The 11555-nt window shown below is 64.9% G+C and carries 5 protein-coding genes; 1 reads left to right on the forward strand and 4 read right to left on the reverse strand.

Annotated elements, in window-relative coordinates; genetic code table 11:
* Positions 1-39 precede the first annotated feature (39 nt).
* From EV659_RS07765 to EV659_RS07775, 3 genes are all read right to left on the reverse strand, one after another.
* Complete coding sequence (locus tag EV659_RS07765) at positions 40-3099, reverse strand: TonB-dependent receptor domain-containing protein (protein ID WP_165878785.1); 3060 nt, start codon at positions 3097-3099, stop codon at positions 40-42.
* A gap of 568 nt (positions 3100-3667) precedes the next feature.
* Positions 3668-6667 carry a TonB-dependent receptor plug domain-containing protein gene (locus EV659_RS07770; RefSeq protein ID WP_132708297.1) on the reverse strand — a complete coding sequence of 1000 codons (3000 nt, stop codon included), beginning with the start codon at positions 6665-6667 and terminating at the stop codon, positions 3668-3670.
* A gap of 348 nt (positions 6668-7015) precedes the next feature.
* Positions 7016-7669, reverse strand: coding sequence for a hypothetical protein (locus EV659_RS07775; RefSeq protein WP_132708298.1), 654 nt, complete (start codon positions 7667-7669; stop codon positions 7016-7018).
* 347 nt (positions 7670-8016) lie between these two features.
* Between EV659_RS07775 and EV659_RS07780 the strand changes: the two genes are divergently transcribed.
* Positions 8017-9159, forward strand: coding sequence for an aspartyl/asparaginyl beta-hydroxylase domain-containing protein (locus EV659_RS07780; protein WP_165878786.1), 1143 nt, complete (start codon positions 8017-8019; stop codon positions 9157-9159).
* A 199-nt stretch (positions 9160-9358) separates the two neighbouring features.
* On the opposite strand, the gene EV659_RS07785 is transcribed toward EV659_RS07780, so the two are convergent.
* Positions 9359-11002, reverse strand: coding sequence for a M23 family metallopeptidase (locus EV659_RS07785; protein WP_132708300.1), 1644 nt, complete (start codon positions 11000-11002; stop codon positions 9359-9361).
* Positions 11003-11555 lie beyond the last annotated feature (553 nt).

Raw genomic sequence — 11555 nt, forward strand, 5'->3', positions numbered from 1 at the left:
CTTCCCCCTTTCTTTTTGGTTCGGGTCGCTTGACGCGCCTTAGAAGCGGGTGTTCACGCCGACAAAGAAGCGGCGTCCGAAGATATCGAACACATTGTTTTGCGCCCAGGGGCGGGGGTCGTTGTCGAAGACGTTCACCACGCCGGCTCGGAAGCTGATGTTTTCATGGAACGTGTACGACACATTGAAGTCGTGCTGGGCGAACGAGCCGCTGTCGGCGAACGGCGACTTGTCATCGTCTTCTTGCGATTCGCGGGCGAAGCGGTCGAACCGGGATTGGGAGCTTTGCCAGTCCATTTCCCAGCCCAGGCTGAAGTTCCGCCAGTGCCACGACACGTCCAGATTGAAGCGCGTGTCGGGGAAGCCCAACTGCCCCAGGTCGGTGTCGAAGGTTTCCGGGTCGTTGGGATCGCTTTGATCGTTGAAGCGCAGGAACCGCGTTCCCCGGATCGAGCCCCGCAATTGGCCCCAGTCCTGGTCGGTCTCGCGGACCAGCGAGACGATGTTCGCCACGTCCTGGAAGTAGGTGGCCTGGAAGTCGACACCGCGGTTGTTCAAGAAGCCGGTGTTGATATCCGATTGGATGAAATCGATGATTTCGAAAGTCAGCGGATCGCGGGTGAACTGTTGGCACAGCGTCGCGCTCGGCGCCGAGCCGTCCACACAATCGTCGACCACGCGCTGGATCGGCACCGCCTGGATCGCGTCTTCAATGACGATGTCGTAGAAGTCCGCCGTCAGGGTGAAATTGGGCAGCCAGCGCGGCGTCACGGTGATGCCGGCCCAGTAGGACCGCGACCGCTCTTCCTGCAGGTTGATGTTGCCCGAATTGACGCCCGGGTTTGATGCATTGGGGTTAGGGTCGAGATAGTCGTCGGGAATGCCCAGCGCGGCGCAATTGCGCCGGCGGTTGGCCGCCACTTCCGGGTTCTCATCCAGATTATCCGCCGAGCACGGGTCGTCGATCTGTGCGAAGGTTTGCGACGGTGCCTGGAACAACTCGCCGATATTGGGCGCGCGGATCGCCAAGGCGCGGCCACCGCGGAGGATCACGTCGCTGACCGGCGACCAGATGCCTTGGGCCGCCCATGTGGTCGTCGACCCGATGGTGTCGTAATGGGATTGTCGCACCGAACCGGTGATGCTCAGCGTTTCGGCCAGGAACTGGTCCTTGAGCAGCGGAACATTCACTTCCGCATAGCCTTCCATGACGTCGAATCGGCCGACGGTGGGCTGGATGGCGTTGCCGAAGGTATTGTTGATCACCGGCAACTGGCTCGGGGTGAAGGCGGAATCTTCGCGGCGGTATTCAATTCCGACGGCCAAGGCCGCGTCGCCGGCGCCAAACGGGTCGAACAGTTCGCCCACCAGGTTGCCGGTCACCACCAACTGCTCGATCTCCGCTGCGTCGTTGAGGTCGGTGGTCATGTAGGCGACGGCTTCATCGTCGAGCGAGCCGGGACCGAAGATGTTGCTCGGCACACATTCGTCGATGGTGTTCTGCGAGATCGCGCCGATGCCGGGGATGTTGACCGGCAGACCGGCGGCTTGCAGGAACTGCGCCCGGCAGACCACGTCGCCGACGGCGAAATCGCTGCTATTGCCCGCGTCGGCAATGGCTTGCAGATCGTCTTGGGTGATCTCGATGGCATCGATAGAGGCGAAGAAACGGGGGTTGATGCGGTTATTCAGCTGTCGGTTGTTGAGCGTCGACCGCCCGAAGCCCATCGCGACGTCATAATTCCAGTTCTTGCCCAGGAACGGCATCTGGAAGTCGCCTTCCACACCGGTGTTCAACTGGAAGGTCTGGATGGTTTGCGATTGAGCCCGGTTAAACTCGGTCATGAAGCGTTGCACGCTGCCGACACCGAGTCCGGTTTCGATCGCTTCCGCTGCCGTCGGGTCCAGGAACGCATTGTCAGTGCCGGTGAACAGCCCGACATTGAACTGCTGCTCATCGATGCTCGGCAGGGTCCGGTCGTCGTTGGCGATGCCGATGAAGTTGGGCGACCCGCTGAAGAAGGACGGCTGGAAGGAGAAGTTGGACTTCGAGTACATGTAGGCGAAGTCCATGAACACGGTCGCGAATTCGGTCACGTCGTAATCGAAATTGCCGCGCGTGACGATGGTTTCGTTTTCCGGGATACGCGATCCGACCAGGGGACGCCGGCCGACCGGCGCGCCGGTGCCGCCGGCGCGGGTGTTGTTCTGGGCCTCCAGATTGGGGTCGAAGAATTCGATCGGCGCGCCGGGATCGACCGGAGTGGCGATGCCGCCGGGGCCGAATTCGAACTGGCCGTTGCCGAACGTATCCAGCACGCCGCCCGAAGTAATGATCCCCAAGCGCGCGTCGCGTTCGATCAGGAAGAAGTTGGGATTGCCATCGGACGGGGCGAAATCGGGATCGCCGTCGCCGTCGGTGTCGATGGTGGCCTGATCCTGGTCGACGCGAATCAGTGAGGCGCCGCGGGCGAAGTGGTCGATCTCGTCGTCGAACAGCTCTTCGGCCTGGCGATATTCGACCGCGATGGTCGCGTGGCCGCGATTGTCGCCGAAAGTGCCCCCGCCGAGGAAGCTTGTGCGCAGGCTTTGGTTGTTGCCGTCTTCGTTGATCGCCCAGGTGCCGTCCAACTCGATGCCGTTGAAGTCTTCCTTGAGCACGAAGTTCACCACGCCCGAGACCGCGTCGGCGCCGTAGATCGACGAGGCGCCGCCGGTGATGATTTCCGGTCGCTCGATCATGATCGTGGGAATGGTATTGATGTCGACCGCGGCGGTGCCGGGCTGGCTGGCCACTTGGCGGCGACCGTTGATCAAGACCAGTGTCCGCGACACGCCCAGTTGGCGCAGGTTCAGCGTGTTGAGGCCGGCGGCGCCAAGCGTTGCGCCGGTGGTTTCGTCCGGCGTCACCGAGCCTTGCAGGGCCGGCACGTCCTGCAGGAAGTCCACTAGGTTGTTGAAGCCAGAGGTCTGGATTTCTTGCGGGTCGATGGTCAGCACCGGCTGCGCATAGGCGTTGATGCCGCTGGCGATGCGCGACCCGGTGACGACGATCTCTTCGATTTCGCCCAACTCGTCTTCGGCCTGGTCGTTGGCCATCTCCTGGGCCCAGGCGGCCGGCGCGGTTCCGAGCAACACGCAAAGCGCAGAGGACCCGAGCAAGCTGCGGCGCCGCCCAAGGTTCAGGTGTGATTCCATAGTGCGTTTTCCCTGTTAATCGTATGTGTTTTGTGCCAACGGTTTTATGCGCGTTGGCGGCGCATGGCAGGGGCGGCCTTAGAGATACGCTGCTTGACCGGCCGCTCAGAGCGGAAACTATGAAAATTATAATTCTCGCCTGTAAAGTCTTAAGGCAGACGATTATGTCCTAAAGCTTAGCTGTGCGACTTTTGCGCCACAGTACCGCCCGTCGACCGAGCCCATCCGCGGCCGGTCGCTGCGCAATCGGGGCGACGCACAAAAAAAGCCGGGGAGCGATGCTCCCCGGCTCGTGCCGTTGCTTATGCGGTCGGTTTAGAACGAGACGCGCGCGCCGCCGACCGAGCGCATGGCGGCACAGATCGGATGCCCGGACCCCATGGTTGGCACAAAAAAGAACCGGGGCCGAAGCCCCGGTTCCGATCGCGCATGACACGCGCGGGCGAGCCGGCGAACCGGTTGGGAGCGCTTAGAAACGCGTCCGCAGACCGAAATAGACCGAGCGGCCGATAGCGTCGTAGACGCCGGCGGCGGTCGCGGTACCGGTCACATTGTCCGTCAGGCCCCCGCCGATGAGCGGCGGCTTGTTGTCGAACAGGTTCTCGGCACCGGCGTAGATCTCGATGCTCGCCACATCGGTGAAGTCGGGCAGTTGATAGCGCAATTGGATGTCGTTGATGACTTCCGCCCCGGTGTAGCAGTTCAGGTCGAGGCAGTCCGCGTCGGTCAGATCGGTGTCCTCGATCCGGCTGCGGCCCAGGTAGCGCATCTGCCACTGGAAGGTCCAGTTGTCGAACAGATAGCGGAAGTTGACGTTGAAGGCGTTCTTCGGCGAGCCGATTTCACCCTCTTCGCTATCCGGCTCGGACCCTGGCAGGTTGATGACGTCGTAGTTGATCAGATGGGTGTAGACGGCGCCCATGCTGAACACGCCCGGCACTGGCAGACCCATCTGCTCCAGGTCCATGTCCATGTCGAAGCCGAAGTCCAGGCCCGAGGTTTCCAGCGAGCCCACATTGGCAGCACCCGAATCCACCTGGTCGAGCGCGCCCTGATTGGGTTCGCCGGCGCCGAAGCGGGTGATGTTGTCACACAGCGGGTTGTTCGGGAAATTCGGGTCGCTGTAGCACTCCAGCAGAACATTGTTCTGGCTGATCGCGAAGATCGCGTCGTCTACTTCGATGTTGAAGTAGTCGGCGGTCAGCGAGGTGCGGATACCGAAGTCGGCGAACCATTCCGGCGCGATCACGATCCCGCCGGTGAAGGTATCGGCGGTTTCCTCCTGCAGGTCGGGATTGCCGCCGATGAAGCCCATGGTGCCTTGGCGTTCGGCCTGGGTCAGGTTGAACGCACCGTCTTGGGCGATCCGGTCGGCGATCCCGGCATTGGCGCGGCAGTTCTCGGCGATGGTGCCGGTCGAGCTGGCGTCGATGCCGTCGCACGGGTCGGCTACTTGCGAGAAGGTTTGAGTGCCGGGGTCGAACAACTCGTCGATGTTCGGCGCCCGCACCGCCCGCGAGTAGGAGCCGCGCAGCCGCACCCAGTTCACCGGCGCCAATTCGGTACGGATTTCATAGGTTTCGGTGCCGCCGACGGTCGAATAGTCGGAGATCCGCACGGCGCCGCTGATGCCGAAATAGTCGACGAAGGTGTCGACCAGGATCGGCGCGTCGAGTTCCAGATAGCCCTCGACCACATCGAAGCTGCCGGCCACGTTGGGCGAGCGGTTCGACGAGTTGAGGCCGCGGCGGGTCAGCGAGTCGTTGACCGCGCGCGATTCTTCCTCGCGATACTCCACGCCCGCGGCGAACGACAGCGTGCCGCCGGTGGGGATGTCGACCAGACCGCCGGTCAGGTTCGCCTGGACCACATTCTGCTCGATCCGCGCCTGACGGGTTTGGTTGGCGCTGACATAGTTCAGAGCGTCGGCGCTGATCGAATCGAAGCCGAAGATGTTGATCGGCACACAGCCCTCGGCGCGTGCGTCGGCGTCGACGCAGCGGAAGCTTCCCGGATTGTCGGGATCGGCTTCGGCGAACAGCGCGTTGCGGAACGACTGACGGTCGATCTGGCCCTGGCTGATCTGCGCCTGGGTGGTCTGGCCGTAGTTGTAGCTGACATCCCAGTCCCATTCGAGGCCGGGGATCGAACCTTCGAGGCCTGCGACCACGCGGAACGTCTGGCGCTCGTTCGACGACCCGCGCGGGCCAAATTCGGCCAGACGACGCACGAAACCGATGCGGTCGGACGCGCCATCGGTGCCCAAGGCATCCAGAATCGGCTGCGGGACGAACGGGTTGGAGATCATGTCACCGGCGCTGTTGAGATATTGCGCCGGCAGACCGCCGGTGTCCTGGAAGATGTCGCGACCGTCGAGCGGCAGCGGCTCCAGGCGCGACTGGGTCTCGGTCCGGGCATAGGTGGACTCGAGGAAGAAGTTCACCCGCTCATGGGCCTGGAAATTGAGGTTGAACGACGACAGGAAGCGCTCGGTGGGCACCGCGATGGTGCGATAGGCGCTGCGGTTGAAGCCGTTGGCGTCCGACAGGTCCAGGTCACCGTCGCCATTGGTGGAGAAGTTGTTCACCAGGGTGCCGTCGGGCAGGTAGGTGAAGTCGTCGCCCACACCGCCGGTGCCGAACACGTCGAAGCGGCCTTGCGGCGGGAAACTGGACAGTTGCGGCTTGGACAGGCCGAATACCGGACCGCCGAAGAACACCGACGACAGGCTGTCCACTTCGGTGCGTTCGCGATCGCGCGAGAACACGGCCCCTTGGTTGGTGTAGCCGAAATAGGCGGTGGCGTTACCGCGACCGTTGGCGAAGTTGCCGCCGACCAACACGTCGACCTGCTTTTCCTCGCCGTCGCCCTCGTCGGTGGTTTCATACCGACCGGTAACTTCCATGCCTTCGAAGTCGTCCTTGGTGACGAAGTTGACCACGCCGGCCACAGCGTCGGAGCCATAGACGGCCGCCGCACCGCCGGTGATCACGTCAACACGCTCGATCATCGCCGTCGGGATCGAGTTCAGGTCGACCGCCGCGCTGCCCGGCACGCCCGAGACGAAGCGCCGGCCATTGACCAGCACCAGGGTCCGCGACGACCCCAGGTTGCGCAGGTTGACCGTCTGCACACCCGAGTTGTTGATGTCGAAGTTGGAGTTGGTCCGGCTGAACGTCGACACGCCGACCGACGGCAGTTGCGACAGGAATTCACCGATATTGACTTCGGCGCCCAGGTCGATGTCCTGGCTGTCGACGACGGTCAGCGGGGTCGGCGCGGTCAGCGACGAGCGCGAAATCCGCGACCCGGTGACGACGATCTCTTCGATCTCCAGGCCCGCGTCGGCCTGAGCCAGCTGGTCCTGGCTCTGCTGGGCCAGAGCGGTCGGGGCGGCGAGCGTCATGACAGCGGCCGCCGATGTGCCGAGCAAGCCGGCGCGCCGGCTCATGTATCCAAAACGTTTCACAGCGCGTTTCCTCGAACTATAACGTGAAAACTTATTGATCCTCGACTTGTTCTAAGAAAAGGCGAGGGTTGGGCGGCTCGGATCAGGACGGCCGATGTCGACCGCACCGGCTCGTCGCCGCGCAAGGCGCACTACGGCATTGATGGGATTTGGGTGTAAAGGGAATAATCGGCAGCAAAAACGGTGTTATTTTATATGTTGCGTTGCTGCAACAACAAGGCTTTCAGAAAAACGATTCCAAAGAGTTACAGGGCAATCCGATACAATGGAACTGTTGCTAAAAAAGCACGAGGGGCCGTTGACCGACGCCGAGGCGTCGGCCGGTGCGCCGCCGTCCGCAAGGGTGTGTCAGTTGGGAGCCGGGCTCAGCCAGATCGGTTGGGACTCGCCTGGAACGCGCATTCGCCACTGGCCGAGGAAGTTTTTGACCAGCGTGACCCGGGTGTTGGTCAGGTCATCGGTGGAGAGTTTCGGGCCGCCTGCGCTCTTGAACACCAACCCCTCGGCGATGCGCAGTTTGAAATCGCCGAAATCGTTTTTGTTGAACCCGGTGATGGTGGTCTCGTGGGGCGGCTCCAGATCGTCGAAGTCGACCACCGCGGCGCCGGCGCGGGCGCGGTTGGGCGACACTGTCGGTGCGGCGGCGCGCGGCCGCGCGGTGGCGGCGGCGGGGCGATCGTCGACCGGGCGGCGCGCGGTGCGCGATCGTTGGTCGTCCATGCGGTCGAGGGGCGCGCTTTGGACCGGACCCGAGCGCAGGGCCTTGTAATTGGTTCGGTTGGCCGCGGCGCTGGCGGCCGAGCCATCCCGGATGCCGCGGATCAGCTTTTGTTTTTTCATCACCGCATCGAAACAGGCCAGCCGCTCGGCGGCGGTGTCGATCGTATCGCAGGCATAAAAGTCGCTGAAGGCATCTTGTTGGGCGTGGGCGGCGGCGATGCCGGCACCGGCGAGGCCCGCCAGGGCGGCGAAAGAAGCAACAAAACGGGTGGTTCGGCCCATGGTCCATGTCCCTGCACGGTCAAAGTATCTTCTCGATCGGTACAAGTGAGGAGCGCCAATGTAAAGGCACGGCGCCAATTGGGGGCGCGCGGCGTGGCCCAACGTGCCGCGAGCAAACCGCCAGGGACGCGGTTCGACCGCGGGCGCGGTCGCAGGTCCGCGCGCCGGCGGTGTGGGGGGGCTTGCAGGGGGGCTCGGCGATTTTGAGACAGCGTCGGGGGGCTGCTCGTCGTCGGTGGGCAAGAATGTGCTAGACGATCGATCCGGCCCTGTGATGAACTTGCGCAAACGCTCGGCGGGATGCGGCGGAAGGGCTGGCCATGGGCAGGACGGTAGAGCGGTCCGGGATGACGCGCGACGAGGCGTTTGCGGCGTTGCGGCGGGGTGACTTCAGGGCGGCGAAACAGGGTCTTGAGGTGCTGGCCGCGGCGACGCCGTCGGACGTGGGTGTATGGATGGCGCTCGCCGTGGCGGCGCAAAACCTGTCCGATTGCGCGCTGGCGTTGACGGCGGTGGCGCATGTGCTCGACCTTCAGCCGCGCAATGTGGCGGCGCTGTTGCTCAAAGCGGATCTGCTGGCCGCCGACGGGGCACCGCGCGAGGCGGCGGCGTTCTATAATGCCGCCGTGCGCGTCGCCCCGCCGCCGGACCGCCAGAGCCCGGCCATGGCGCGCGAACTGGCCCGTGCGCGCGACGCGGCCGATGCCGCCCGGCGCCGCTATGAACAAGGTCTGCACGATGCCTTGGCGGCGGCGGGGTTCCTGGACGACCCGCGCTATCGCCAAGCGCACGACATCCTCGTCGGGCGGGCGCAGGTCCATGTCCAGCAGCCGCTGTTCTTCTATTTTCCCGGCCTGCCGCAACGCCAGGTCTACGATCGGGCGGCGTTCGATTGGGTGCCGGGCCTGGAGGCGGCAACGGCATCGATCGCCGCCGAGGCCGAGGCGCTGCTCGGCGACACGGCGGCGTTTCGCCCCTACATGCACGCCGGCGACGGGCCCCGGCTCACGGACAGCCCGCTTCTCGATAATCCCGATTGGAGTGCCTGCTATCTGATCGAACGCGGCCGTGTGGTCGAGGACAATGCACGGCGTTGTCCGGCCACCATGGCGGCGCTGGCGGGTCTGCCCCTGTGTAAGGTGGACGGCAACATGCCGTCGGTTCTGTTTTCGCTGTTACGGCCGGGCACGCGGATCGAGCCGCACCATGGCCTGTTCAACACGCGGCTGATCTGTCACTTGCCGCTGATCGTCCCGGCCGGGGGCGAGGACGGCAAGCTTGGTCTTCGGGTCGGCAACACCGTGTGTCAGTGGCGCCGGGGAGAGACGATCATTTTCGACGATTCGATCGAGCATGAGGCATGGAATGAGACCGAGGCGCCCCGGGTCGTGTTGTTGTTCGATATCTGGCGGCCCGAATTGACCGACCGGGATCGCGCCTTCGTGGCGCGTGTCTTCGAAGCCAGCGGGATGGCGCAGATAAGCGCCTGACCGCTTGGCCATCCGGGCCCGGATGCCCGCGTCGGGATCGGTGTTGCGGTCGACTTGGCCACCAAAAAGCCGCGCCCATCGCAAGGGGCGCGGTGCTTGTTTGGGGCGGGGTGGACCGGTGTGGCTCGGTCCTGGGCTTTGCCGGCGGCCGTGGCGGCGCGGTCGATGCAGGCGTGCGCGGGCGACGGCCGGGCGGGGATCAAGGGGCTGCGCTGGCCACTTGGGCTGCGGCCTTGCGGGCGTTGGCAAGGGCGGTCGCATCCGCCCCGATCCGGTCGCGCTGGGCCTGGAACGCGGCGAGGACGCGACCCTCGAGCACCTGGCCCGCCGGCAGGTCCAGGGTCATCGGGTTGACCCGTTTGCCGTCGCGAATGACCTCATAGTGAAGGTGCGGGCCGGTGACGCGACCGGTGGCGCCCACATAGCCGATCACCTCGCCCTGGGTGACGCGCTTGCCCGCGTGCAGACCGCGCGCGAACCGCGACATATGGGCGTAGGCGGTCTTGTAGCTGCCATTGTGGCGGATACGCACATAATTGCCATAGCTTCCGTAGCGGTTGGCGCGTTCGATCACACCGTCCCCCGCGGCATAAATCGGCGTGCCGGTCGGAGCGCCGAAATCGACGCCTTGGTGGGCGCGCTTGTAGCCGAGCACCGGGTGGTGGCGCGGGCCGAAGCTCGACGTCAGCCGGGCGCCGTCCACCGGGGTTTTCATCAGCGATTTGCGCAGGCTGCGCCCGTCGGGGCTGAAGTAACGTGCCGGTTCGCCGTCGCGCTCGAAGCGATAAATGGCGTGCGATACCCCCGACAGCACCAGATTGGCATAGACGATGGGGCCGTCGACCACGCTGGCATCGGTCTCGACCACGTCGCGTTCGAACAGCACCTCAAAGCGGTCGCCGGCGCGCACGTCGCGCTGGAAATCCACCTCGAAGCTATAAAGCCGCACCAGTTCCATGAACACCTTGGCCGGCAGGCCTGCGGACTCGGCCGCCAGATAGAGGCTGCGGTCGATCTCGCCGCTGGCATAGTGCAGAACATGGGTCGACGGCAGCGTCTCGAGCGCGGCTTGGAAGCCGTCTTGGCCGCGTTGCGCGCGCGCTTGTTGTTGGGGGCCGCGGCGTAGCACCACCTCGGCCAGCGACAGGCCCGAGGATGTTTCGGCATACCGCGCGTCGAGCCGCTGGCCGGGCCGAATCCGACGCATGTCGACCACATCGCTGAGCGCCGTGACGGCGGCATAGGCACTGCGATCATCGGCGCCGGTTTCCACCAGCGCCTCCATCAAGGTGTCGCCCGGCCCGAAGATATGGTGGCGGTCGGTATAGGGCATCGCTGTGGCCGGGGCGACCGCGGCGGCGGCTTGGGGCACGCCTGCGGTCAGCAGGTCGCGCGCGGAAAAGCGCTCGCGGTCACGGGGGGCGCGCGCCTCGGGCTCCGTCTGTGCGGCCGGCGCCTCCGGCGTGGCAGCGGTCGCCGCAATCGGGGCGCCTTGTGCGGCTGGCGCGCGCGCGTCGGTCGTGTCGGCCAGTACCGGTGCGGGGTCGGGGGGCGTGGCGGGCCAGGACAGGACCGCCAAGCCGCCCAGCGTTACGCCTGTCGCGGTCAATCCCAGGGCTGCGGCGCGGGCGACCCGGTCGGCGCGTCGAGGCGCCGGCTGATCGATCGGTTCGTTGCCCCCGGCCTCCCCGGCGGCATCGCGATCGATCAGTCGGCTGCGCAGGGTGGCGGTCGTCGCCAGCACCGTTTCGGCAGCGCTCAACATATGCTGGGCGAGCGCCGGGGTCCAAAACGCCAGCCGGGGGCGTCGCGCTGGGGGTTCGATCAGGTCGTACCGGGTCATGGGCGTGCTTTCGAAGCTGTCGTGGAGGGGGCGGGGATGGCAGGGGCTGCGGCCGTCGGGGGGTGCCCGCCGAGACGGCGGCGTGCGGCCGACCGGGCGTCAGATCCCCCCGCCGGGTCGCGGGCCGTCTTCAAGCCTGCCCTCGCTCCCGGAGCTGCCGGTCGCCAAGATGCCCAGGCCGTCTTTTCTGCCCCCGTGTTGATGCCGTGTCGCTGCATGCCATCATCGTTTCGGCTAGCAGCTTGATTCCTCCTCGCCGGGCTGTCAATCGCCAAGCCCCGGAAAAGTGGGGAAAATCAGAGACGGGCGGGGCTGGGTGACATTTTTGGGTCGATTGCATGAAAAACCTGTTGACGGGTTTGGGGGTGGGTTATAGAAGGCACCCCACGGCGCCGCTGAGGCGCTGTTCAAGACATCGCCGGCCTTGAGGGGGTCGCACTGGCCCTTCGGTGATGTTTTTGCTCTTTGACATGGTAGAAGATGGAAGGGAGATGCCGGCGGCGGTTCTGGTTTATCTGGGATCGATGCGGTATCTCTTTGAAGCGCAAGTGTT

The organism is Rhodothalassium salexigens DSM 2132, from assembly GCF_004341375.1.
In the GTDB taxonomy this organism is placed as follows: domain Bacteria; phylum Pseudomonadota; class Alphaproteobacteria; order Sphingomonadales; family Rhodothalassiaceae; genus Rhodothalassium; species Rhodothalassium salexigens.

Coding starts and splice junctions, on each gene's coding strand:
- EV659_RS07785 (WP_132708300.1), bottom strand. CDS start 11,002: ATGACCCGGTACGACCTGATCGAACCCCCAGCGCGACGCCCCCGGCTG.
- EV659_RS07780 (WP_165878786.1), top strand. CDS start 8,017: ATGACGCGCGACGAGGCGTTTGCGGCGTTGCGGCGGGGTGACTTCAGG.
- EV659_RS07775 (WP_132708298.1), bottom strand. CDS start 7,669: ATGGGCCGAACCACCCGTTTTGTTGCTTCTTTCGCCGCCCTGGCGGGC.
- EV659_RS07765 (WP_165878785.1), bottom strand. CDS start 3,099: ATGGCCAACGACCAGGCCGAAGACGAGTTGGGCGAAATCGAAGAGATC.